This window comes from Paraclostridium sp. AKS73 (assembly GCF_025671395.1).
Lineage (GTDB): Bacteria > Bacillota > Clostridia > Peptostreptococcales > Peptostreptococcaceae > Paraclostridium > Paraclostridium benzoelyticum.
The window spans coordinates 1-22,899 of sequence record NZ_JAIXHU010000048.1; the positions used below are offsets into that span (position 1 = coordinate 1).

The window sequence follows — 22,899 nt, forward strand, 5'->3', positions numbered from 1 at the left end:
TCTGATACAAATAAGCTTACTTTTCTTCCAAGAGTTGTAGAGAAAACCATTAATAATCTAGTTTCTATATTTCTCATTTTTTAATCCCCTTTCTTATTTAAATTAATTTGCTGGTGTTAATTCTGTATTGTCTATTTTTACTACAGATAGTACGTCATGTTTTTGTAGACCGTTTAATATTTCTGCTACATTGTACACATCAACTACTTTTGCATCGTTTTTAACGTTTGAAAAACTTCTAGTTTTAACTATTGTTCTTCCGTTGTCACCTAAACCACAATCATATTTGATTCTTAAAGCTGACATTTGAGCAACTTCTGAAGCATTTGGAGCTAATTTCATATCTGGCATTTTCATTCCTCCTTTAAAAAATTAATTTAACTTAAGTGTAGTAAAAAGGCTCGATTAAGTCCTAAAAGATAGTTGGGAATTATATAGGAGTGAGATTATTGATGAAAAAAAGTTTGTGTATTTTTATTTCAACTATATTTCTTTAAAATTGAGATATTGCAGTAGTTTGGTTTATTCAATTAATATCAAACTCTATAATTAAATTATCAAGATAATAATAACAATTTGAGGATTAATAGGGGGGATTTTATGAAAAAATTAGTTATTGATTTAGGTCATGGAGCAAGTGATCCAGGAGCAATTGGACAAGCTGGAACTTATGAAGCAAATGTTGTTTTAGCTATAGGAAAGGAACTTAATGAGAATTTAAAAGGACTAGATTTAGATATTAAATTTACAAGGTTATCAGATAAGTTTATTCCACTTAGAGAAAGAGCTAGAATAGCAAATGAATTTGGAGCAGATTATTTTTTATCTATTCATATAAATTCGGCTTCTGATAAGAGTGTTAGGGGAGTTGAAGTTTGGGAGTATTCAATGGGAATTAAGAAGTTAGATAACTTTTCTAATGGACTTTGTGAAGATATTTCAAAGTTGTTTAATATAAGGAATAGAGGAATTAAGTTGAGTAAGGAGCTTTCAGTTTTAAAACATACTAAGATGCATGCAGCTTTAGTTGAAGTTGATTTTATATCTAATATTGAAGGAGAAAAAGCTTTGAAAGATAGTAATAATATTAAAGCGACAGCTTTAGCTATTAGAAATAATTTAATTAAGTTATTTGAATTAGAAGCACCTACAAATGATATTTTATACAAGGTTTGTATTGGAGCTTATAGAGATAAGAATAATGCTTTAACTCAGGTTAAATTAGCTAAGGAAAAGGGATTTAGCGATGCTTATATAATTTAAATATAATTGCAAATAAAAACATTTTTTTAATAGATTTTTTTATAACTTTAAATTATATTATAAATAAGATAGAAAATAGTTTAATTTTAAGGGGTATAAATACAGTTTTACATCGGGAGGAATTTAGTTATGATATTATGGTTTTTAGTTATTGCTGGAATTTTAATATTAGTTTCAGGAATTTATTTTCTTGTGACAAATTATAGACAAGGAAAGTATATAAAAGGATATGGATTACTTGCTTATACAGGTTTTGGAATGATATTACTTGGAGGTATTTTATTAATGGAAACTATATTTACAAGTTTGCCAGGAAATCTCTCTAAGACATTACCAGTAGGTATAACTATGATTACTTGTGCAATAGTAGGTAAATTACTGTTAAAACCAACATTTTTAAGAAATAAAAATAAGACATTATAATAACCCGAATTTAGATAAACGACTGTACATGAAATTAAAATTATATTTTCGCGTACAGTTTTTTAATGCATAAATCACTTTTAAAAGTTATGGTTGTACTAGCATTGGATAGCGGAGCAACGGTTTTATCCAATGCGTGATACCACGAAATAAATTTAATACCGTAACCAAGTTGATTTTACTATTAAGTATCATTAAATATATAAATTTAAATTAATATATTTAGCTGATTATACAAAATGTGAAGGTCGTATAAGTTGCGTTGGAAGTATGCAATATAAACATTAGGTTAGGGCATTGGGCGAATGGGCAGTGAAGTGGTTCGCAGACGTAGTCGCTCAAATGGCTATCCTTAAAAAGTTACGAACACATGGAGCTATAAGATATGAAAATACATGATATGAAATATGATGTATTTTCATATCTTATCGGCGGAGATGTGTAAGTGCTTTTAAGGATTTGTCAGAGGGGCACGACCGTAAGGTCATATACAAGTAAAAAAGTTTGAACTAATATTATATTAAATTCTATATAAATTGCGATGAAACGATGATTTTGAGTTAGCGATTGAAGTGAAAATCCTTTTTAGTGTTTTTTACTAAAAAGATTGGAGCGTAAAGCGCGGTGGCGAAAGCCAAACTCCATAAAAAGGATGAAATACAGTTATATCAATAGATACATATGCAGTAATATAAAAGTAATATCATATATTACAAGTAGTAATACGGAAATATTACAAAAAGTAATATTAAAAAGTTAGTTAAATTAATCCTATAGAAATTAAATTATTAGTATCTAGTGGAAAGATAAAATATAGATATTTGTATTTCTGGCATTACAGTTTGAAGTGTTTTTTACTTCAAGCTGTGAGGTCAGAATTGACCTATGAGATTGACCGTATAATATTTAAATATAGAGAGTTGAGGTAGGAATTTTTTTTATCCTACTTCAACTCTTTTCCTATGTATTTATAAATTAAAACTATATGATCATATGGATTATAATTAAAAACTTTTTATAAATTTATATTATTATAAAAAACATACAGAAAGACATAGCGAAGTAATATATAATATTACAATAAGTAATATTTACAGGAGGTGAAAACTTGAATAAAGAACAGTTTAAAAATATAGATATATTCGAGCAAATAGAATACGTAAATAACATCTTAAAAGAAGGAAAAACATTAACTTCATTTTCTGAAGAAATAGGGATTTCTAGAAAGACTATAAGTAAAAATTTTAGTAAAGCTGGATATAAATATAGCCAGAGTAAAAAACAGTACATACTTGAAAATGCTGAGGTTGAAGCGAGGGAACAAAAGGAATATTACAGTAATATTACAGAAAGTAATACAAAAAATACCCCGGAGCCAAACAATAATATTCCAGTAATAAATAATATTACAACCAATTTAGAGATAACAAATAATCAAAAAGATAGATTAACATATTTAATGGATAATGCAGATAGAATAAAAGCTTTATTAGATGGATCAAACGAATATTACAAAGATATTACGGAAAGTAATATGGAGACTAAAGAAGATATAGTAAAAGAAATATATAATTTTAAGCAAGGAAAAAGGGATTATAGAGCTAAGACTCTGAAACTTGATGTAGAAGTTCAAAAAGGATTCGAAAGAATAGCAGAGGACTTAAAAGAAAGTGGTGTAACGCAACAAGAGTTATTGAATTACATATTAAATCAATACATTAAGTTTTATGATAATATAAAATAAAAAACCTTAATTAATATACGAATATTAGATGTTAAAAATTTAAGGTAATAAATAATTTTTTAAGTATAAAAGATTTGAAAAAGTAAAGAAAGAAATTAAAGTGACTGAGTTAGGAAAAAGTTTAATAGATGAAGGAAAAAAAGAAAAAGCTATAGAGATAGTAAAGAAGGCAATTTTAAAAGGAATGGATAATGAAACTATAAGAGATCTTACGGACTTATCTATTGAGGAAATTGACCTTATAAGAAGAGTTATGAATTAAAATTAAATATTGAAAAGGGTGATTATATGGTAGTTAAAAATATCAGAATAGATTTAATGTATAAAAACATTAATAATGTTGTTATGGTAATGATAGCTTAGTTAATGTATTAAATATAGATAATAGACTTGTATATGCACTTATATCGAATTTTGAAGATGGAATAGATATAAAGTATATATATGAGCTTATGGAGCCTAAGGGGTGGACAAGAGAGGATTTAAACAATAATATAAATTTACTTCTAGATTTTAAGTTTATAGAAAATGTTGGAGATAATGTAGATTTAGAAAAAATGAAAAAGGAATTTGAAAGTTTTAAAAATACTATATCTTTATATTAATAAAAGGCACATAAGAATATGTGTCTTTTTTGCGCAACGGACTAAGTCGTTTAAGTAACGGGACACGAGTTTACCGAGTGGACGTTGACGCCATGAAATTTGAGCGACATGAAATGATTCGCAGACATAGTCGCTCAAACGAAGTGAATTTTTTGTTGCACATTTTATAGTTATAAATAAATTATTGTGTTTGAAAATAGGACAGATTAGAACAGAAAAATTACCTTTACTAGTCTTTACTGTATTTAAAAGAATTATTTAATAGTATTTAAAGTATTTAGACATAGCTTAAAGCTTTGGAAATACTGCGATTTAAAGCAGTAAAAATGTCAGATTGGAATTTTAATATGTCACTTTGGAACTTTAAAATGTCAGATTGGAATTTTAAATGTGTCACTTTGGAACTTTAAAATGTCAGGTTGGAATTTTAATATGTCACTTTGGAATTGATAAAAATGTCAATTAATTTAAGTTGACATTTTTAAATCGTAAATTTATAGTTAATATAAACATTATATAAAGAGGTATTAATATGAATGATTATAGAGATATTCAAAATCCTAAAATATTGATGAAAAACAATTTACTTATTCAAGCCAAATATAGTTTAACACTAGTTGAAAATAGAATTTTTTTACTTATGATGTATAAACTTCAAAAGGAAAGTAACGGAGTTTTAAGTTGTGAGATATCACATGATGAATTTAAGCAAATAATTAAACATGCAAAAGATAAGACGATAAAGAATATTTCTAAATCTTTAAGTTCATTAAGAAAGAAAAGTATATTCTTTATGGAAGAAAAAGAAAATAAAAAAGGAATTATTTGGGGAGAGTATGGATTTTTAAATGGTTTTACATATGATGATGAGAGGAAAATTTTTAAAATTGAAGCATCTGAAAAAATTTATGATTTATTAAATAATTACTTGCAAACAGGATACACTCCAGCTAATTTAGCAGCATTATTTAGCATGAAAAATTATTATTCGCAAAGATTATATGATCTTCTTAGACTTTGGAGTGGAACAAAATCAGTAATAAATTATAGTTTAGAGGATTTAAAAATGTATCTTCAATTAGATGAAAGTTATCCTGAATACGGAAATTTTAAAAGAAGAGTTATTCTTCCTGCTATAAAAGAACTTAATGAAACGGGATATTTTGAGATAGATTTTAAGGAAAATAAAGTTGGTAGAAAAGTTGATTCTATTGACTTTTACGTTAAAGATTTGGACAAGAGAAAGTATTTTACTAATGAAGATGTTATAGCAGACATACCAAGTTTAGTAGTTAAAGAAGTTGCAGTTACTAATGATAATGCTGTTTTTGATAATAAAGAAGAGAGAACATTTAAATCAAACTATGTTATTTCTAGTGACAATGTAGATAATGATAAAATTAGTGAATTTGAGTTTTTAGTTCCAGATGAAGATATATTTACTAAGGGGACTTTAAGAAGTTTTAAGAAGGATTTTAGAAATATTGATTTTAAAAACGAATACATGGAAAAAGCTTTTGATGATGCAGTATCTATAACTCTGGAGAGAGATGATGTAGAAATTATTAAAGTTAGTTCATACAAGTTTTTCAAAGGAACATTGGATAATAAAATTCTTGAATATAAGTTAGAAGAAAAAGAAGATGTAGCTCATAAGAAAGAAATGGACATGTTTTGGTAGGTATTTTAAGAAATAAGGTGATATAATTAATTAAAGGCGGTGAACTAATGAAAAAGCCAAATTATGAAGATTTTATAATGAAAAGAGCAATGGATATTTTTGCAGAAGAAGGTCTTAAGTTCTTTGGAATAGATAAAAAAGTAAAAGATATTGGTCCAACTGAATTAGTTGTTTTAGACAGTAAGAATATGTATATGGATTATACTTTCTTAATGGAAGATGATAGTTACATACATTTCGAATTTCAAACTACTAACAAGGGTGTAGATGACTTAATGAGATTTAGAACTTATGAAGCGCTGCTTAATTATCAAACTAAAAAGAAGGTTACTACATATGTTGTTTACTCAGGCGATATAAAAAATCCTGTTAGTGAATATAATTGCGGTATGAATACTTATAAGGTAAATGCTATATCTATGATTAACGAAGATGGAGATAAAGTATTTGATGAAATAATAGAGAAGTTATCTTGTGGGAATGATATAGATAAACAAGATATTATAAAACTTACATTTACACCAGTTATGGGTGGAAAAATGGATAAAAGCGAAAAGATATTAAAGGCTATAAAGTTAAGTAAAGAAATAACTAGTCCATATAAAAGAGATATGGAATCTATTTTATATGCTTTTGCTAATAAATTTTTAAGTGGTAAAGATTTAGAAAAGGTAAAGGAGGAACTTAGAGTGACTGAATTAGGAAAGAGCCTTATTGAAGAAGGAAAAGAAGTTGGTGAAAAAAAGAAAGCTATAGAAATAGCCAAAAAAGCTATATTAAAGGGAATGGATAACGAAACTATAAGAGATCTTACAGATTTAACGATAGAAGAGATTGAAACAATAAGAAATATTATATAGTTATAATATAATTTAAGATTAAGTAAAAAATGAAGAGCAATAGTTCTTCATTTTTTTATTATATATATTTAAACTGATTATTTGAAAGCATACCATTTATACCTAAAAAACTACCATTACGCAAGAACTATAAATATTTAACTTCAAATCTTATTTGAAAGGGGTTTCTTTTTTTATTTTTCTATATTCAAAAATTCGACAAATTTCTATTTGCAATATTTCAAAAAGATAGTATACTTATTGAAATAGAAAATGACATTCGAAAGGATAAAAGGGTATGAGAAAGTTTTTTTACGCAAGGATAAGTACAAAAGACCAGACATTAGAAAGACAAATTGTAGAAGCTAAAAAAATAGGTATTGAAGAAGAATACATATTTCTAGAAGTTGCAAGTGGAAAAGATTTTAAAAGACCTGAGTATCAACTTTTAAAAAGGATGCTTAGAGAAGGCGATGTATTATATATAAAATCTTTAGATAGGCTTGGAAGAAACAAACAAATGATATTAGATGAGTGGAATGAATTAGTTAAGGTTAAAAAAGTAGATATAGTAATCCTAGACATGCCACTTTTAGATACTACAAAGTATAAAGACATGAACGGATTAGAAAACTTAATATCAGATATAATCCTTCAACTTTTAAGTTATATGGCTGAGGATGAAAGACTTAGAACAAAAGAAAGACAAAGAGAAGGTATCAAAATAGCAAGAGAAAAAGGTATTAAGTTTGGTAGACGTAAAATAGATCCAGGAGAAAAATTCGAAGAAGTTTATAAAGAATGGAAATCAGGAAGTATTACAGCTGTTAAAGCTATGGAAATTTTAGCATTAAAAAGTAATACATTCTATAGAAGAGTTAAGGAATATGAATCAAAAAAATAAATATAACTCAAATAGATAAAGAAACATAAATGTCGAATTTAGACAATGTTAATAAGTTTCTGAAAATTTAAAAATACTCTAAAAGTTGAGAAAAGTAATTTGTATTAGAATATATAATAAACTTGAAATTTATGTACTAAGATATCGATTTATGTTAAAATTTAATTATCGAAATCGAAAATTAAATGAGAAAAAGCCAGGAGTGTAATAAGTTTGGCGACTTACTCCTGACTTTTTTATAAGTACTCTAGATAAGAGAGAACTCTCATCAGAGATTTTTTACATTGTTATTATGTATTAATACTAACATATTAATACTCACATATCAATCATTTTGATATGTAAAACAATGTAAAAATTTCATGGCGCCAACGACTGTGTACGTTGCTTAAAACATAAACGCATATTTTTAGCGAGCTCTCCTTATCTTTAGTATTGATTAAATCTTATAGATATTATTCGATTTACTAAATATAGAGGAGATTTTTTTATGGGGATGAAAGAATTCTGCGATCATTTATATGATGATAGCACAGATGGATATATACAAGTTTTAAAGTTAAATGATGAAAAAATAAAAGTGAGAGAACTATTAAAATATATAATACTAGACATGAAGGATTAAAAGATATTGTAGAAGAGCTGCATGAGCAAAATGATGTATTTGTAGCTCCAAACACAATGTACATACCTAGAAGAAGAGTAGAAAATATAAGACAATTTAGATCATTATTTCAAGATATAGATTGTGAAAACTTAGGGTTAGAAAAAGCTGAAACAGTGTATCTTATATGGGAATTATACTATGAAGGTAAAATACCGAAACCAACTATGGTAACTGACAGTGGAAGAGGAGTACATCTTTATTGGAGAATACAAAATGCTCCATATGGAGCTTTAAATACATGGCAAGAGTTACAAGATTACATATACTACAATCTAAAGCATTTAGGTGCTGATAGACAAGCTACGGATAGTGCAAGGGTACTTAGATTACCAGGGACTATAAATTCTAAGAATCAAGTCAATTGTAAAGTTTTATATATAGATGATGATTTAGAATATTCTATGTATGATTTAAGGGAGCAATATTTAAACTATAGACCTAAATCATACCAACTACAGATGCAAGATACTAAGGTAGTTGAAAATAAAGTTGTTTCAAATAGATTTTTTAATTCATATAGCTTACATATGCAAAGAGCCAATGACTTACAAACTTTATGCAGACTTAGACACTTTGATATGAAAGGTTATAGAAATATGGCTATTCACTGTTATGCATATTGGAAAGGCATATATGTAAGAGATCAATATGAGCTTGAAAAGGAAGTTATAGAGTTAAATAATGCATTTAAAGAACCACTTAAAGATACTGAAGTAAAAGCTGTTTTAAGATGCATTCCAAAAGCTATTGAGAAGTTTATAGCTTATGAACAAGGATTAAGAAGTGGAGAGAAAAAAAGAGTTTCAAAAGGAATGAGAGATAAAGAAGGTTATTGGTATAAGAATACTACTTTAATAGAGCGATTAGGAATCACTGCAAATGAACAAAAGCATATGAAAACTATAATCGGAACTGATGAAAAGTATGAAAGAAATAATGAAAGAAGAAGAGCTGAAAGGAGAAATGAGGCTGGTTTAACTAAAAAGCAACAAGATTTACAAGATTTAAAGATACAGGTAGATAATCTAAAAGATGAAGGACTTAGTTTGAGAGCTATAGCTAAAGAGTTAGATATAAGTTTAGGAAAAGTACAACGAGTACTTAAAAAATAGGTGTATCGAAAAACGGCTCTTTATAAATATGTGGTTGTGCCGAGAAATGTTGTGTATTCTTTTACATAGTTTATTTAGTAGGACTATCATACTATTTGTAGAATATCATTATAACTAAGTTTTTTTATAGGAGGTTATTTTATGGATTTAAAAATGAGTGATCTACCTCCATAATTTGAAAATATAGCTATGGAAATTGGAATAGATAGAGTTAAGGCTTTATTTAAAGAATTTGGGAGACATCAGTTTACTTTTCTACTGAAAAGGTGATATATAAAGATACTCGTGATAGAGCAATTAGTGAGATTAAAGTTTTTGGAAGTTTAATAGTGTATTTACCTAAACTTTCTCATGAAATTTTTAAGTTTATTAAATCAGACTATCTCAAGTAGAAAAAATTGCATCCTAATATTAATACTAATTCAAATTTAGGCACAAATATCCTAAGTTCTTTTTAGTGTGTTCAAAACCCAAAAGATTATAATAGATGTTAGCCTAAATTTGAATAAAATAAGCCGTCAAAACCATTTTGATATCCTATATTATCCTTTAGGTTGACGGCTATTGCTGTTAACCTATGTACATTGTTTTTACTTAAAAAATTTTAAATTTAATTTAACCAATTCAAAAAATCATCAATAGTTATTTTGTATAATTTACAGATTTTTTCTATTAAATCAATTTTTAAATTTTTTCTTTTTTGATTCAATTCGACTTAAATAACTATTATTAATTCCTAAAATTTTTGCTGCCTCCTTTTGACTAATTCTTAAATTTTTCCTTTTTTCTTTTAACATAAATTAATCCTCTTTTCTAAAAATTCTAAACAGGTTGTCGAGTTATAGTATAAATTGACTAAACTTTGACTGCCTGTCAATTATTTTATGTTAAAATTAAAAATGTATTAGGAAAATTTTACCAATTAAAGCATAGAGATTATGAAAAAATATTAGGGAGAATAGCGATGAGTAAATCACAAGAATTAGAACTAGCAAAAATAATAGAAGAATTAGAAATGAAAGATATTTATTACCTTGAAGGATATATAGACGCAAAAAGAGACGAAAATTAATTCGTCTCTTTCATTTTTGAATGTAAACTATCAATAAGAATTTGTATTGCCAATTGTTCACTTTCAGGCAATTCTTGTATTTTTCTTAAAATGTTTTTAGTTTTTTCGGAAAAGCATTCAAAGTCTGTGTCTAAAGTAACATCTTTAAACATAGAACCAGTACCATCTAGAAGCCATTCTTTATTAACATTAAATTTTTCACAGATTAAAATTAAATTGCGTTGAGTAATGTTTCTATCACCTTTTTCGTAAGATGATATAATTCCATTTTTCAAACCTATTGTAGAAGCAAATTCTTTTTGAGTTAATCCTAAGTATTCTCTTAACTCTTTTAATCTTTTTTGCAATCGTATCAACTCCTTATGTAGAATTATAACATTTAAAATTCTACACATCAATATGTTTGATTGGAATTTAAAAGTTTATTTGTGAATAAATAGATTAATTTATTTGGAATTTATACACAAAGTAGAAAAATAGCTCTAAAACCGTTTACAAATTCTAAAAAATAGAACATAATAGAGAATGTAAAGAGGTGATAACGATGTTAAAAATAAATGAAAAAGAATTAATACAAAAGCTAGAAGAATTATTAATACATGATCCTGTTTCATTTGGATATGTTCAAGCTCTAACAGATATAAAATTCGAAAATGTAAAAGAATTGCAAAGAAAAAACAACAAAAGTATATAAAGGATAATGGAGGTGAAAATGGTTTCTATGAATAAGTTATATTATGCAATAATACCGGCTAATGTAAGATATGACACTGATTTAAAAGCTAATGCTAAATTGCTATATGGGGAGATTACAGCGTTATGCAATGAAAAAGGGTATTGTTGGGCTAGCAATAGCTATTTCGCTGAATTATATAAAGTTAGCAATGAAACTATTTCTAGATGGATATCTCAGCTAATTAAAAAAGGTTATTTGAATTCACAAATAATTTATAAAGTTGGAACTAAAAAAATAGAAGAAAGAAGACTTTATATATCAAAGACCCCTATTGACAAAAAAATCAATACCTCTTGTCAAAAAAGTCATGATGGTATTGACGAAAAGGTCAATAATAATAATAAATATAATAATAAATATGATAGTAATATGTATTTATGTAAAAAAGAATCAATAAAAGAATTTTATAAATTATATCAATCTAATATAGGTGCAGTTAATGGGTTAATAGAAGAGCAAATTATAAAATGGTCAGAGCTCATAGAAGTTAGTTTATTTAAAAGAGCTATAGAGATATGCACTAATAGAGGGAATTTAAATTTAGGATATTTAAAAGGAATAATAAAAAAATGGATAGAATCGGATATAACTACTTTAGATGAATTAGAATCATATAAACTTAAACACAATATTAAAAATAAATTTACCAAAAGGATACATAATTTTAATAATAAAAATTCAAAGATAAAGTTAAATCCTAAAATTCATAATTTTAATGGAAGTTACAATTTTATGAAATATGGAGAATATGAATTAGAAAAAATGTTATTGGATAGACAAAAACAAAAATTTAAATAATGGTGGAACTGATTGAGGAGGCTTATACTCCTAAAAAACAAAAATGTATGCAGATCATAAGTTACAACAGAAGGTTTCACACAAAGTATGGGGGTATTTATGGATAAAAAAGAATTATTAAAAAATGTTGAACTAAGATTACAGAATTATAAATTTTTAGAAATGCAAATAAATAATATAGAGTTAGATATAAAGAAAGTGAAAATGGAATATAGAGGTTGTGGAGCTATAAATTACTATGAAAGAACAGGAGCAACTAACAATATATCTCGAACTGTAGAAAATGAGGTTATTGCTAAAGATAAAAAAATAGAGAAATTAATGCAAAATAAGGCAGATAAGGAAATTGAAAAGCAAAAAATAGAAAATGCATTAAGTTGTTTGGATGAGTTTGAGATTTCATTTTTTGAACTATTATATTGTAGTAAGTTTAAAACTACAATTCCAAGTGTAGCTCTAAAACTTCATATCGACAGAAGTCATGGTTATAGAGTTAGAGAAATTATAGTACATAAAATAATGAATATGTTATATACATAATAACTTTATAGTGAATTACTATTAATCAATGCTTAAAAATGAGACGATTTTGATACGAATTGGAGACGGGTTTGAGATTTTTTAAATGAAATAAATGATATTATAGTAGTATAAGAAATTAGGACAAATCAATTTCTTACTACCTCATAATCCCCTTTTATATATAATTGCATGATTACAAATCATGAAAACATGAGGAGATAGTTTAATATATAATAAAAAAGCTAGGTTTAATATCTAGCTTTTTTATTGTAAAGAACTTGAAATGTTGAGAAATGTATAATCATTCGAGTCAAGCTGTAACACTAACACATATATGTATAGACTAGGACCGGATGAATAAAGCATATACAACATTTATATATTTTTAGTATAAAAATATTTTATTAACGAGTGGTACTCTCATTATCTTATAAGAAGTTCTTATTGAACTATAGAATCAAATGAGTTGACAATTTAAATCAACCTAAGGAGAAGATATGAATGAAGAAGTAAAAGAACATCTATTAGATGTACATGAAAAGCGCATAAACAATCATTCAGATAGAATAGATAAATTAGAGCAACAACAGTGCGAATTGAAAGTACAAATTCAAAATTTAGTTAAAAGTATCGATGGACTTACAACTTCTATCAAATGGGCTTTAGGATTATTTGCAGGAAGTTTTGTTGGGTTCTTTTTTTATGCAGTACAAAATTATTTATTTAAATAAAAGGAAATGTTATGAATGAAAACAATAGGTGAAATTTTAATCAGATTAAAAAATACAGGAACTATAGTAGCTATATCAAGTGCCGCTATAATGATTGCTACAAATTTAGGGTTTAATATTGATAGTGAAAAGGTACTGTATATAATAAATACACTATGCTCAGTTGGTGTAACATTAGGAGTTTTAAACAATCCTACAACTCCTGGACTTGATAATCCAGTGAAAAATAAATAAGCTTTAATTAATTATAGATATAGTTATTAATACTACTATTGGATATACATACAAGTATTAAACATCATAATTATAATTAAGTATTTAAAGGCAATAAAAAAGACTAAGTTAGTCTTTTTTATTGCCTTTTTAAATAAATAACATAAAATTTTAGGAGGAATGTATTATGGCAAATGTAACATATCAAGTATATGTAGGAGGCAGATGGCTTCCTAATGTAACAAATTTAAATGATTATGCAGGAATTTATGGTAAACCAATACAAGCAGTATACGCTAGTCTTAGCAGTGGAAGTATACAATATAGAACACGTACTATAAATGGATCTTGGCTTCCATGGGTAAGTGATAGAAGTGATTATGCAGGAATTTACGGAAGAAATATAGATGGATTACAAATGAAGATTACTGGATTACCAGGATGTGATGTAAGATATAGAGCATATGTAGGAGGCAGATGGCTTCCATGGGTTACTGGAACTTCAGATTATGCTGGATTAAATGGACAAACAATATCAGGAATACAAGTAGAAATAGTTTCAGGTGGTGGAAGTGGCGAAACTGGTGGAGATAAACCTAATCCGATTCCAGGTGGAACTGCTGGGTCTAAGGCAAGTGCTAATATAATTTATTACATTAAAGGTATAGAAGGGTTTGCTCCAAACTACTATTCAGACTCAGTTGGAGTTAGAACGCTTGGATACGGAATGACTGGAAGTGAGTTAAATGGAGTATCTACTCCTTTAAGTGAATCAACTGGAACAAAATATTTAGCTAATAACTTAAATAATAACTATTACTCTAAAGTATTAAATATCGTTAAATCTAAAGGAGTTTCTAATCCTAAACAACGAGAAATTGATGCATTTTCATCTTTTGCATATAACTTAGGAGTAGGGGCTTTTTCAAGTTCTACATTGTTGAAAAAATACGCTGCAGGAGAGAGAGGAGAATCAATTCACCAAGAATTTAAAAGATGGGTACATGCTGGAGGTCAAGTTTTAAATGGATTGGTTAGACGTAGAGAAGAAGAGTGGAATATTTTCAGTGGTAGTAGCACTAAAGTAGGAGGTTGGAATTGTCCCCCTTCAATAAGCATAATAGGTGGCAGAGGAACTATAACTGACAACAATGGATATGGATCTAATCCATATTAAATATTTTTAGACATTGGAATAGATAAAATAATTTATAGAAAATTAATAACGATGCAATGTGATAATAATTCTAAATATATCCTTGTAAGTGAATTACCAATGTAGATAGTGCCACTATTAGATAAACATATAGTAGTAAATATCATAGTTGTAATCAAGAATTTAAAGGCAATAAAAAAGACTAAGTTAGTCTTTTTTATTGCCTTTTTAAATAAATAACATAAAATTTTAGGAGGAATGTATTATGGCAAATGTAACATATCAAGTATATGTAGGAGGCAGATGGCTTCCTAATGTAACAAATTTAAATGATTATGCAGGAATTTATGGTAAACCAATACAAGCAGTATACGCTAGTCTTAGCAGTGGAAGTATACAATATAGAACACGTACTATAAATGGATCTTGGCTTCCATGGGTAAGTGATAGAAGTGATTATGCAGGAATTTACGGAAGAAATATAGATGGATTACAAATGAAGATTACTGGATTACCAGGATGTGATGTAAGATATAGAGCATATGTAGGAGGCAGATGGCTTCCATGGGTTACTGGAACTTCAGATTATGCTGGATTAAATGGACAAACAATATCAGGAATACAAGTAGAAATAGTTTCAGGTGGTGGAAGTGGTGGAAATACATCTTCTAAGCAACAGGCTGTAGTAAATTCAGCAAGAAAACTAATTGGGAAACCATATGTTTATGGAGGAAATTACCCTCCATTAGGAAATGATAGAGGAACTGATTGTTCTGGTTTAATGCAATTTAGTTATAACGATATAGGAATAAGAATAAGTAGAACTACATCTACGCAAATAAATGAAGGTGTAGCAGTTTATGAAAATAATCTACAACTTGGAGATTTAGTTTTCCCACAAAGCTCACATGTTTTTATGTACTCAGGTGAAAAAGATGGAAGACATATGTGTGTCGAAGCTCCTCATACTGGATTAAATATTAGAGAGCGTAGTTTTACATGGACAAGTGGAACAAGGGCTAGAAGAATTTTATAACATAGTTTGACCCAATCTATTAAATATTTTTATATATTGAAATAGATAAGACAATTTATAGAAAATCAACAGGCATAAAATATGATAATAAGCCTATATATCCTATTAAGTGAATTAGAGATATAGTTATTGAGACTATTGTATAGATACCCTAGTAGTAAACATTATAATTATAATCAAAATTTAATGGAGCAATAAATAAGACTGAATTTAGTCTTTTTTTATTGCCTTTTTTAAGTAAAATAAAATTTTAGGAGGGTTCAAAATGCTAGATATAAAAAGAAAAATAAGTCCATATAATCACTATGAAGGAAATGATATAAAATATATTGTGGTACATTATACTGGAAATATAAATGACACCGCTAAAAATAATGCAGATTATTTCAATAGAGGTAATAGAAATGCATCAGCACACTATTTTGTAGATGATAATGAAATCTACCAAGTTGTAGAAGATTACAATGGTGCTTGGCATTGTGGAGATGGTAATAATAAATATGGAATTAATAATAAGAATTCTATAGGTATAGAAATGTGTGGAACTAACAATGGAAATATATCAGAAAAAACAATAGAAAATACTTTAGAGTTAACAAAATACATTATGGAAAAATATGCTGTAGACACAGACCATGTTGTAAGGCATTATGATGCATCAAGAAAAAATTGCCCTTCTGCTTTTAGTTCTGATAATTGGGCTAGATGGTGGAACTTTAAAGAAAGATTATCAAATACTTCAGTAACTAAAGGTATTAATGTTATTTATCAAGTATATTCAAATGGAAGATGGTTACCTGATGTAACTAATTTAGAAGACTATGCAGGCATATATGGAAATCCAATACAAGCTATATACGCTAATTTAAGTACAGGTAGTATAAAATATAGAACTCATACAAAGGATAGATGGTTACCTTGGGTTACAGACCGTCAAGATTATGCAGGAATATTAAATTCTAATGTAGATGGCTTACAAATGCAATTAATTGGACTAGATAACTATAGTGTTGAGTATAGAGCATATGTAGAAGGAAAATGGCTTGCTTGGGTGTCTGATTTAAATGACTATTCTGGTATCTATGGTAAGTATATAGAAGGAATACAAGTTCAAATTATAAAAAAATAAATCAATAAACTAGGTTATAAAACTAAAAAGGAATATACAAATTTTTAGTTTTATCCTATACGCGATATAGTGATAATTCTAAGAATCAACTTTGAAAATAATGTTAATTCACATAAATTAACATTATTTTCAAAGTATTAGAACAAATTCGAGTTTCATAGACTTAAATGGAAAATTATGTTAAAATTTGGAAAAAGAAATTGGAAATTAGAGAACACAAGCAAGGAGTATAATAAGTTTGGAGACTTGCTATGGGAAGGAATTCACCTTTATTGGAGAATCAAAAATTTTCTATACGGGGTTTTAAATACATGGGACTATAAATTCAAAGAATTAAGTCGCTTATAAGGTTTGACACATAGAAAATGGTTTTGAATATTCTATTTATGGAGTTAAGAAATCAATTTTAAAACCAAAGCTTTTCAACTAAACATTAAACATAGTATTTTAATTTAGATATTATGGAAAGTGAATAAAAGCATATGAAAATTATAATCGTACTGATGAAAAATATGATAGAAAAAATAAAAGTAGACATAAGAAATAAAGAGGGCTTAATTAAAAAACAATAAGAACTTTGTTAAAAAATAAGTGCAATGGAAAAAGGGTCTTTATAAATATTTGGGGTTTGAGGTTATGCAAGAAACTAACAATAGCCTCATTAGTATCAATAACAAAGGGTAATATATTTAAAAATTATCCATATGAGTTATTAATTGTTAATTAAATTTTTAAAGATATCATAGAATTTTATCCTAACTATTTAGTGAATTTATTGTAGTGACTTGATTATACCAAATTAGCGTGGAAAATTCTTTGAAATACATGCAAATTAAACTTCGAATTTAAACATGTTTCGAGTTCTGCAATTTGTCAATATAATTTAAATAAAATAAGGGGGGTTATGTTATGACAATTTTTGCTTTATTTTTTATTTTTTTATTTTTTATTTTCTGTGTAAAAAACGAAAACTTAATACTTCAATATGAACAACTTGATTCTAATTATTAATTCAGGGGTAGTATCAGGAAAATGCACATTAAGGCAATGTTGAGTGATTTCATATATATTATTAATAAATCAATAAACTTTGAAATGATTCAACAATATATGATGATTTTTGGACTAAAAAAATAATATTATTGAAGTTGAGTTATACTTCATATAAAATAATAAAAATTCTATAAATTGTGTTTATTTGAACTAGTTTTATGAAAACTCTATTTTAATTTTGTTCAACTTATGCAATGTGCATTTCCCAGAAACTATCACATAGCCGTCAACCTAAAGGATGATAGAATCTCAAAAGGATTTTGACGGTTTATTTTGTTAAAATTTAAGCTAATATGAATGATTAATTTAGCATATATTTTAATCTTTTGTTTTTTGAACACACTAAAAAGAACTTAGGAAATTTGTGAACAAATTTAATATTAAGATGCAATTTTTTCTATTTAATATGGTTTAAATTTAATAAACTTTAAGGTATCAATAACTATTTTTTTATAAAAATAATTATAGTATCCTATCACATAAATAAAAAAGAATGTATAATTTGAAGTTAATTATATTCAATAAATACATCCTTTTAATTCTTATTATTCAATTCATATATATTTGAACTAAGTGAATTTATACTAGTACTAAAATTTTCAAGTTTACCCTCTATCCTAATTAACAAGTACATTGTAACTATAGCAGGGAACCCTAAATTTGACACTAGAGTCATTAAATCTAGTTTCTATCGAGTTTCATTCCTTCAATTAAACTTTAAAATTGATTAGAACGCCTCTTAGAAGTTCAAAGAGACGTTCATGTATAAGGCATATCCAGTAGTTGCAGTTTGAACTCCTTTTGATTCTAAAGCTGTTTCAAGTTCTTCTCCGAATCTAGTCGAAAATACATTTTTAGCAACTATTTGGTAAATAGCCTCTTTTATTTTTGAGGCAGTTATATCTTCTTTAGAATATGATACAAACAAGCTTACTTTTCTTCCAAGAGATGTAGAGAAAACTAGTTTCTATATTTCTCTTTTTTTAATCCCCCCTTTCTTGTTTTATTTAAGTAACAGGACACGAGCATTTTCCGAGTGAACGTTGACGACATGAAGTGATTCGTATACGTAGTCGTTCAAGCGAATCGAATTTTAATTTGCTTGTGTTAATTCTGCATTAAAAAATATTACGTTTAAATTGAAATTGAATTATATATAATGTTATAATAATGCTAAATAAAATTAATATTAATTTATAAATAATTTATTTATAAATTATTTAAATAAGGTGGTATTTATGAAAATATGTTCATTTTTCAATGTTAAAGGTGGAGTTGGAAAAACAACTCTTACAATACTTACAGCTATGAAATTGAGTAAAGAAGGAAAAAAAGTTTTGCTAATAGATTCAGATACACAAGCAAATTTAACTCAATTTTTATACAAAGTTGTTCATGATGATAAGACATTATTTCAAATGTTAACAGAAAATACAACTGCAAAAGAAGTAATATTAAAATCACCTGTAGAGGAATTTAAAAATATAGATATAATACCAAGTGATATTAGCTTAAGCGTTTTATCCGAATATTTATCAACTCAAATGGGAAGAGAAAGAGCTGTATGGAGATGGTTTAAAAATAATATAGATGATATAGAAAAGTATGATTATATATTTGTAGATTTATCACCATCTTATGATCTTATAGCTAGAAACTTTATGTTAATATCGGATTCTATAATTACACCTATTGAGTACCAAGATATTGCATCAATAAGAGGTTGTGAACTATTTTATCAAAAGTTCAAACAAGATTTAGAGTTTTTAGATATTAAATCAAATACTAAAAGAGCTGTAGTTATAAATTCATATACAACTAGAAAATTAAGTACAGGAGATTTGTTTAACTCTTATTTAGATAAATTTGAAAATATAAGAAAAGATTTATTACAAGCTAGAATAAGCGAAACAACAGTTGTGAGAAATGCTATTTTAAATAAAATGGATTTAGAAGATTATTGTAGGAAAATCAAAAAAGCCCATAAAGTTAGAAGTGACTTCAATGAGTTTATAGAAGAATTAAAGGCTAAGGAGGTTTTATAGATGGCTTTAGATATATTTAAAGAAGATGTATCAGATATAAAAATAAGAAAAAATGATTATCAAAACAAAGTGGATTCAATTATAGAAGATACTTTAGACATAGATATTGATGGTGTAAATTTACTTGATATGAAAGAAGAAAAAAAAGTAAAAAAAAATACCTCTTACAATTTACTTAGAAGAAGAAGAATTAGAAATATTAAAATCTGTATGTGTGCTAAAAAATACAACAGTTCAAAAGACAATAGGTAATTTAATAAAAAGTACTGTAAACACTACCAAAGCAAATTTACCTAGTGATTTCAATATACATGACATGGTTAAAAAATATGATAAAGATAATAAAGTAAAAAATAAAAATAATGTTTGAATAATTTAAATATAATTTATTCAAACATTATTTTAAAATTTTGAATGGTTTTTGATTATAACTAAGAGATCTTAAGTTAGAATTAAAAAAATAGGTGCGATGAAAAATAGCTCTTTATAAATATGTGGTTTTTGTATAAATGATCTTTATAGTTTAAATAGTTTACTTGGTAGGATTATTATATTATTTGTAGAATATCCTTATAACTAAGTTTTTTATAGGAGGATATTTTTATGGATTTAAAAATGAGTGATCTACCTCCACAATTTGAAAATATAGCTATAGAAATTGGAATTGATAGAGTTAAGGCTTTATTTAAAGAATTTGGGGGAACATCTGTGTACTTTCCTACTGAAAAGATGATATATAAAGAAGCTCGTGATAGAGAAATTATAGAAGAGTTTAATGGATTTAATATAAGAGAATTAGCTAGCAAGTATAGAATGTCTGAAAGTTACGTTAGAGCTATTATTCGAAAAAATAAATAATAAAGTTGAATTTTGAGTAACGGGACACGAGCTTGCCGAGTGGACGTTGACGACATGAAAGTATTGAATTTTTATAATTTCAATTGTATTATTAGGACTTAAATAAAGTTTTAGACTTTTAACAAAATATTAATAAAAAGAGCTCCATAATCTATTTCTAGATATGGAGTTTTTTCTATTTACAAGTAGTTAACAAGCTAAATAACAATATTAAAAGATTAAAGAGAATAATTAAAAATACTTGTAAATTACTAAAAAATAAAGTTAATGTATTTAAAATTTAAAACTATTAATTTAGAATTAACTTAAAAAATAAAGTTTCAAAAATAGAAACAAGTGAACTTATTGAAATGTAGCAATTTAAATAAGTTCACTTGTTTTTTATTATGACTATTCCCTAAATGCAAATTTTAGAACTAGTTAAGAGAGTTTAGGCTCAAATAACCACTTATTGACAATAAAACTTGGCAAAGGGGATGCGTGAAAATGAAAAAAGAAGATATACTTAGAAAAAGTCGTGAAGAAAATAAAAATGGTGATGAACGGGAATTAAAAATTCAAGAACGTAGTGAAAGTAATGCCTTTAATGTGATACTTGGAGTATTTGGATTACTAACAATAATTGCTTTTATACTAAAATATTTTATGGGACACTCTGATATTAATATAGATTACTTTTCACTTGTACTTCTAATAGGAATAGGTAGCAAAAGTGCGATAGAATATTTTTACGATAGAGAAAAAAAGATATATTTAATTTTAAGTATGATAATAGGTATTGGAGCTTTAACAGAAATTTTAGCTATGCTTGAGGTGATTTAATATGGAAACTTCACTAACCTTATATAATAACTTAAAACAAATTAGAAAAGAAAAAGGAATATCTCAAAGAGAGCTAGCAGAGCTTGTTGGAGTTTCAAGAAATACTATAAGTTCAATTGAGACAGGTCAATTTAATCCAACAGCTAAACTAGCCTTAATTTTATGCATTGCTTTAGATAAAAAGTTTGAGGATTTATTTTATTTTGACTAAAGTATAAGTATACTAATCCTTAAAAACTTGTTTAAAGTACTAGTAAAAATGCCCTTAAAATCCATTTGTTTGGATTCTAAGGGCATTAACTTTATTCAAAATACATAACTAGAGTCTCTAAACTAAAATTTTAAGATTAGTTGAATTTTAACTGATCAAATAATTTATTGAATAATTTATGTTTGTAGTCTTTTAATTTTGATAAATCGTGGTTTTAGAATATATTCCTATGATAATTAAACAAATACCTAATCCAGAAAATAACCCTTTTATGAAACTAGGCAAAGCATTAAAATTATTTAAAAAAGGAAAAGTTAAATTAAGTAATACTCCTATAGAAATATAAATATTATGATTTTTCATCATTTTCACCCCTTATATATTTAATAAACGCAAAGCTATTTTAACATATAAAATTAAAAAAACTTTAAAATTAGACTAAAATGACTTTGAGTTTGAGTGAAATAGTAAATTTTGAATTATAATCTAAAAACTTGTTTAAAGAGTACTAGTAAAAATGCCCTTAGAATCCATCTATTTGGATTTTAAGGGCATTAACTTTATTCAAAATACATAACTAGTCTCTAAACTAAAATTTTAAGACTTATTAAATTTATGATACAGTAATTTTTTAATAAATAGAATTATGCATTTGCTAAAAATCCATTAATAAAGCCAATGAAAAAAGGAATGGCAACTCCTATGACAGTTAGGATAATTCCTGTTTTTTGAGTTGAATTCAAACGAGCAAAATTATTTTTAAAACCTATAAATAGAAAAATTACACCTAAAAAACTTATAAAACTTCCTAGAGTATATAAAATGTCCATAACTTCACCTCTCATATATTATTTAATAAACTCAAAAACTATTTTAACATAACATTGGAATAATTTTACATATAACAAAATGTGTAAGTTCAAACAATACTTTAAAAACACATTTAAAGATTTCTAGTAAAAAAGAGTATCTTTTGAAAAATTCAACAGATACTCTTCCTATTTCTTATTATTCAATTCATATATATTTGAACTAAGTGAATTTATGCTAGTACTCAAATTTTCAAGCTTACCTTCTATTCTAATTAACAAATACATTGTAACGATAGCTGGGAAACCTAAATTTGACACTAGAGCCATTAAATCTAGTTCCATCGAGTTATTCCTCCAATTAAACTTTTAAATTGATTAGAACGCCCCTCAGAAGTTCAAAGAGACGTTCCATGTGTTACTATATAACTAAGTCATATCCAGTAGTTGCAGTTTGAACTACTTTTGCT

General features: G+C 26.6%; 29 protein-coding genes and 1 pseudogene. 23 read left to right on the forward strand and 7 right to left on the reverse strand.

Translation table 11 applies throughout. The features are described from left to right. Window positions 1–102: 102 nt before the first annotated feature. On the reverse strand, window positions 103–351 hold the full coding sequence (locus LEQ07_RS17620) for a DUF1659 domain-containing protein (RefSeq protein ID WP_021430640.1): 249 nt from the start codon (window positions 349–351) through the stop codon (window positions 103–105). Window positions 352–600: 249 nt separating this feature from the next. Here LEQ07_RS17620 and LEQ07_RS17625 point away from each other — a divergent pair, with 249 nt between their 5' ends. The 10 genes from LEQ07_RS17625 (at window position 601) to LEQ07_RS17670 (ending at window position 9,238) form a co-directional block, all read left to right on the forward strand. Further along, a complete protein-coding gene (locus LEQ07_RS17625; RefSeq protein ID WP_263331684.1) occupies window positions 601–1,263 on the forward strand; it encodes an N-acetylmuramoyl-L-alanine amidase family protein in 663 nt (220 codons plus the stop codon). Between the two features lie 129 nt (window positions 1,264–1,392). Then, entirely contained in the window at window positions 1,393–1,686 is a 294-nt protein-coding gene (locus LEQ07_RS17630) for a hypothetical protein (RefSeq protein WP_263331685.1), read from the forward strand. Window positions 1,687–2,794: 1,108 nt separating this feature from the next. Next, on the forward strand, window positions 2,795–3,430 hold the full coding sequence (locus LEQ07_RS17635; protein ID WP_263331686.1) for a hypothetical protein: 636 nt from the start codon (window positions 2,795–2,797) through the stop codon (window positions 3,428–3,430). A gap of 100 nt (window positions 3,431–3,530) precedes the next feature. Further along, entirely contained in the window at window positions 3,531–3,692 is a 162-nt protein-coding gene (locus LEQ07_RS17640) for a hypothetical protein (RefSeq protein WP_021430635.1), read from the forward strand. Between the two features lie 190 nt (window positions 3,693–3,882). Beyond that, the gene (locus LEQ07_RS17645; RefSeq protein ID WP_263331687.1) at window positions 3,883–4,035 is read left to right on the forward strand and encodes a hypothetical protein; all 153 of its coding nucleotides are present in this window, start codon (window positions 3,883–3,885) and stop codon (window positions 4,033–4,035) included. A 532-nt stretch (window positions 4,036–4,567) separates the two neighbouring features. Next, a complete protein-coding gene (locus LEQ07_RS17650; RefSeq protein ID WP_263331688.1) occupies window positions 4,568–5,716 on the forward strand; it encodes a replication initiation protein in 1,149 nt (382 codons plus the stop codon). Between the two features lie 47 nt (window positions 5,717–5,763). Then, complete coding sequence (locus LEQ07_RS17655; RefSeq protein ID WP_021430632.1) at window positions 5,764–6,576, forward strand: hypothetical protein; 813 nt, start codon at window positions 5,764–5,766, stop codon at window positions 6,574–6,576. Window positions 6,577–6,853: 277 nt separating this feature from the next. Continuing rightward, the gene (locus LEQ07_RS17660; protein WP_263331689.1) at window positions 6,854–7,459 is read left to right on the forward strand and encodes a recombinase family protein; all 606 of its coding nucleotides are present in this window, start codon (window positions 6,854–6,856) and stop codon (window positions 7,457–7,459) included. Window positions 7,460–7,949: 490 nt separating this feature from the next. Next, window positions 7,950–8,084 carry a hypothetical protein gene (locus LEQ07_RS17665; RefSeq protein ID WP_263331690.1) on the forward strand — a complete coding sequence of 45 codons (135 nt, stop codon included), beginning with the start codon at window positions 7,950–7,952 and terminating at the stop codon, window positions 8,082–8,084. Between the two features lie 56 nt (window positions 8,085–8,140). Continuing rightward, window positions 8,141–9,238: a DNA-binding response regulator gene (locus LEQ07_RS17670; RefSeq protein WP_263331691.1), complete on the forward strand. Its 1,098-nt coding sequence runs from the start codon at window positions 8,141–8,143 to the stop codon at window positions 9,236–9,238. Between the two features lie 677 nt (window positions 9,239–9,915). Here the strand turns inward: LEQ07_RS17670 and LEQ07_RS17675 are convergent. Together LEQ07_RS17675 and LEQ07_RS17680 are read right to left on the reverse strand one after the other, a co-directional pair. After that, window positions 9,916–10,035, reverse strand: coding sequence for a helix-turn-helix domain-containing protein (locus LEQ07_RS17675; RefSeq protein ID WP_263331692.1), 120 nt, complete (start codon window positions 10,033–10,035; stop codon window positions 9,916–9,918). Window positions 10,036–10,306: 271 nt separating this feature from the next. Further along, window positions 10,307–10,666, reverse strand: coding sequence for a helix-turn-helix domain-containing protein (locus LEQ07_RS17680; RefSeq protein WP_263331693.1), 360 nt, complete (start codon window positions 10,664–10,666; stop codon window positions 10,307–10,309). 188 nt (window positions 10,667–10,854) lie between these two features. Here LEQ07_RS17680 and LEQ07_RS17685 point away from each other — a divergent pair, with 188 nt between their 5' ends. From LEQ07_RS17685 to LEQ07_RS17720, 8 genes are all read left to right on the forward strand, one after another. Next, window positions 10,855–11,004: a hypothetical protein gene (locus LEQ07_RS17685; protein ID WP_263331694.1), complete on the forward strand. Its 150-nt coding sequence runs from the start codon at window positions 10,855–10,857 to the stop codon at window positions 11,002–11,004. 18 nt (window positions 11,005–11,022) lie between these two features. Then, a complete protein-coding gene (locus LEQ07_RS17690) occupies window positions 11,023–11,844 on the forward strand; it encodes a helix-turn-helix domain-containing protein (RefSeq protein WP_263331695.1) in 822 nt (273 codons plus the stop codon). Between the two features lie 99 nt (window positions 11,845–11,943). Beyond that, the gene (locus LEQ07_RS17695; protein ID WP_263331696.1) at window positions 11,944–12,384 is read left to right on the forward strand and encodes a hypothetical protein; all 441 of its coding nucleotides are present in this window, start codon (window positions 11,944–11,946) and stop codon (window positions 12,382–12,384) included. A gap of 479 nt (window positions 12,385–12,863) precedes the next feature. After that, window positions 12,864–13,097 carry a hemolysin XhlA family protein gene (locus LEQ07_RS17700; RefSeq protein WP_263331697.1) on the forward strand — a complete coding sequence of 78 codons (234 nt, stop codon included), beginning with the start codon at window positions 12,864–12,866 and terminating at the stop codon, window positions 13,095–13,097. A 15-nt stretch (window positions 13,098–13,112) separates the two neighbouring features. After that, window positions 13,113–13,331 (forward strand): phage holin, encoded by a 219-nt coding sequence (locus LEQ07_RS17705; RefSeq protein WP_263331698.1) that lies wholly within the window; start codon window positions 13,113–13,115, stop codon window positions 13,329–13,331. A gap of 166 nt (window positions 13,332–13,497) precedes the next feature. Then, window positions 13,498–14,487, forward strand: coding sequence for a lysozyme (locus tag LEQ07_RS17710; RefSeq protein WP_263331699.1), 990 nt, complete (start codon window positions 13,498–13,500; stop codon window positions 14,485–14,487). Window positions 14,488–14,731: 244 nt separating this feature from the next. Further along, window positions 14,732–15,502 carry a C40 family peptidase gene (locus LEQ07_RS17715; protein ID WP_263331700.1) on the forward strand — a complete coding sequence of 257 codons (771 nt, stop codon included), beginning with the start codon at window positions 14,732–14,734 and terminating at the stop codon, window positions 15,500–15,502. A 265-nt stretch (window positions 15,503–15,767) separates the two neighbouring features. Continuing rightward, window positions 15,768–16,631, forward strand: coding sequence for a peptidoglycan recognition protein family protein (locus LEQ07_RS17720; protein ID WP_263331701.1), 864 nt, complete (start codon window positions 15,768–15,770; stop codon window positions 16,629–16,631). A gap of 1,588 nt (window positions 16,632–18,219) precedes the next feature. Here the strand turns inward: LEQ07_RS17720 and LEQ07_RS22700 are convergent. Both LEQ07_RS22700 and LEQ07_RS17730 read right to left on the reverse strand, forming a co-directional pair. Next, on the reverse strand, window positions 18,220–18,360 hold the full coding sequence (locus LEQ07_RS22700) for a YvrJ family protein (protein ID WP_263331702.1): 141 nt from the start codon (window positions 18,358–18,360) through the stop codon (window positions 18,220–18,222). A gap of 63 nt (window positions 18,361–18,423) precedes the next feature. Then, window positions 18,424–18,639, reverse strand: a pseudogene (locus tag LEQ07_RS17730) (DUF2922 domain-containing protein); the annotation flags it as partial. Window positions 18,640–18,922: 283 nt separating this feature from the next. Between LEQ07_RS17730 and LEQ07_RS17735 the strand changes: the two are divergent. The 5 genes from LEQ07_RS17735 to LEQ07_RS17755 all read left to right on the forward strand — a co-directional run bounded on the left by LEQ07_RS17735 (window position 18,923) and on the right by LEQ07_RS17755 (window position 21,620). Further along, a complete protein-coding gene (locus LEQ07_RS17735; protein ID WP_263331703.1) occupies window positions 18,923–19,729 on the forward strand; it encodes a ParA family protein in 807 nt (268 codons plus the stop codon). Then, the gene (locus tag LEQ07_RS17740) at window positions 19,730–19,981 is read left to right on the forward strand and encodes a hypothetical protein (protein WP_263331704.1); all 252 of its coding nucleotides are present in this window, start codon (window positions 19,730–19,732) and stop codon (window positions 19,979–19,981) included. A 351-nt stretch (window positions 19,982–20,332) separates the two neighbouring features. Beyond that, window positions 20,333–20,587: a Mor transcription activator family protein gene (locus LEQ07_RS17745; protein ID WP_263331705.1), complete on the forward strand. Its 255-nt coding sequence runs from the start codon at window positions 20,333–20,335 to the stop codon at window positions 20,585–20,587. A gap of 486 nt (window positions 20,588–21,073) precedes the next feature. Then, window positions 21,074–21,409 (forward strand): DUF6442 family protein, encoded by a 336-nt coding sequence (locus LEQ07_RS17750; RefSeq protein WP_263331706.1) that lies wholly within the window; start codon window positions 21,074–21,076, stop codon window positions 21,407–21,409. Between the two features lies 1 nt (window position 21,410). Next, a complete protein-coding gene (locus tag LEQ07_RS17755; protein ID WP_263331707.1) occupies window positions 21,411–21,620 on the forward strand; it encodes a helix-turn-helix transcriptional regulator in 210 nt (69 codons plus the stop codon). Window positions 21,621–22,264: 644 nt separating this feature from the next. Here the strand turns inward: LEQ07_RS17755 and LEQ07_RS17760 are convergent. Both LEQ07_RS17760 and LEQ07_RS17765 read right to left on the reverse strand, forming a co-directional pair. Continuing rightward, a complete protein-coding gene (locus LEQ07_RS17760; RefSeq protein WP_170075607.1) occupies window positions 22,265–22,450 on the reverse strand; it encodes a hypothetical protein in 186 nt (61 codons plus the stop codon). A gap of 168 nt (window positions 22,451–22,618) precedes the next feature. After that, window positions 22,619–22,774: a YvrJ family protein gene (locus tag LEQ07_RS17765; protein WP_021430642.1), complete on the reverse strand. Its 156-nt coding sequence runs from the start codon at window positions 22,772–22,774 to the stop codon at window positions 22,619–22,621. Window positions 22,775–22,899 lie beyond the last annotated feature (125 nt).

Coding starts and splice junctions, on each gene's coding strand:
- LEQ07_RS17625 (WP_263331684.1), top strand. CDS start 601: ATGAAAAAATTAGTTATTGATTTAGGTCATGGAGCAAGTGATCCAGGA.
- LEQ07_RS17670 (WP_263331691.1), top strand. CDS start 8,141: ATGTACATACCTAGAAGAAGAGTAGAAAATATAAGACAATTTAGATCA.
- LEQ07_RS17760 (WP_170075607.1), bottom strand. CDS start 22,450: ATGGACATTTTATATACTCTAGGAAGTTTTATAAGTTTTTTAGGTGTA.
- LEQ07_RS17645 (WP_263331687.1), top strand. CDS start 3,883: ATGGAGCCTAAGGGGTGGACAAGAGAGGATTTAAACAATAATATAAAT.
- LEQ07_RS17630 (WP_263331685.1), top strand. CDS start 1,393: ATGATATTATGGTTTTTAGTTATTGCTGGAATTTTAATATTAGTTTCA.
- LEQ07_RS17705 (WP_263331698.1), top strand. CDS start 13,113: ATGAAAACAATAGGTGAAATTTTAATCAGATTAAAAAATACAGGAACT.
- LEQ07_RS17740 (WP_263331704.1), top strand. CDS start 19,730: ATGGCTTTAGATATATTTAAAGAAGATGTATCAGATATAAAAATAAGA.
- LEQ07_RS17715 (WP_263331700.1), top strand. CDS start 14,732: ATGGCAAATGTAACATATCAAGTATATGTAGGAGGCAGATGGCTTCCT.
- LEQ07_RS17655 (WP_021430632.1), top strand. CDS start 5,764: ATGAAAAAGCCAAATTATGAAGATTTTATAATGAAAAGAGCAATGGAT.
- LEQ07_RS17665 (WP_263331690.1), top strand. CDS start 7,950: ATGGGGATGAAAGAATTCTGCGATCATTTATATGATGATAGCACAGAT.
- LEQ07_RS17675 (WP_263331692.1), bottom strand. CDS start 10,035: ATGTTAAAAGAAAAAAGGAAAAATTTAAGAATTAGTCAAAAGGAGGCA.
- LEQ07_RS17720 (WP_263331701.1), top strand. CDS start 15,768: ATGCTAGATATAAAAAGAAAAATAAGTCCATATAATCACTATGAAGGA.
- LEQ07_RS17710 (WP_263331699.1), top strand. CDS start 13,498: ATGGCAAATGTAACATATCAAGTATATGTAGGAGGCAGATGGCTTCCT.
- LEQ07_RS17735 (WP_263331703.1), top strand. CDS start 18,923: ATGAAAATATGTTCATTTTTCAATGTTAAAGGTGGAGTTGGAAAAACA.
- LEQ07_RS17695 (WP_263331696.1), top strand. CDS start 11,944: ATGGATAAAAAAGAATTATTAAAAAATGTTGAACTAAGATTACAGAAT.
- LEQ07_RS17660 (WP_263331689.1), top strand. CDS start 6,854: ATGAGAAAGTTTTTTTACGCAAGGATAAGTACAAAAGACCAGACATTA.
- LEQ07_RS17650 (WP_263331688.1), top strand. CDS start 4,568: ATGAATGATTATAGAGATATTCAAAATCCTAAAATATTGATGAAAAAC.
- LEQ07_RS17690 (WP_263331695.1), top strand. CDS start 11,023: ATGGTTTCTATGAATAAGTTATATTATGCAATAATACCGGCTAATGTA.
- LEQ07_RS17755 (WP_263331707.1), top strand. CDS start 21,411: ATGGAAACTTCACTAACCTTATATAATAACTTAAAACAAATTAGAAAA.
- LEQ07_RS17700 (WP_263331697.1), top strand. CDS start 12,864: ATGAATGAAGAAGTAAAAGAACATCTATTAGATGTACATGAAAAGCGC.
- LEQ07_RS17745 (WP_263331705.1), top strand. CDS start 20,333: ATGGATTTAAAAATGAGTGATCTACCTCCACAATTTGAAAATATAGCT.
- LEQ07_RS17750 (WP_263331706.1), top strand. CDS start 21,074: ATGAAAAAAGAAGATATACTTAGAAAAAGTCGTGAAGAAAATAAAAAT.
- LEQ07_RS17765 (WP_021430642.1), bottom strand. CDS start 22,774: ATGGAACTAGATTTAATGGCTCTAGTGTCAAATTTAGGTTTCCCAGCT.
- LEQ07_RS22700 (WP_263331702.1), bottom strand. CDS start 18,360: ATGACTCTAGTGTCAAATTTAGGGTTCCCTGCTATAGTTACAATGTAC.
- LEQ07_RS17685 (WP_263331694.1), top strand. CDS start 10,855: ATGTTAAAAATAAATGAAAAAGAATTAATACAAAAGCTAGAAGAATTA.
- LEQ07_RS17620 (WP_021430640.1), bottom strand. CDS start 351: ATGCCAGATATGAAATTAGCTCCAAATGCTTCAGAAGTTGCTCAAATG.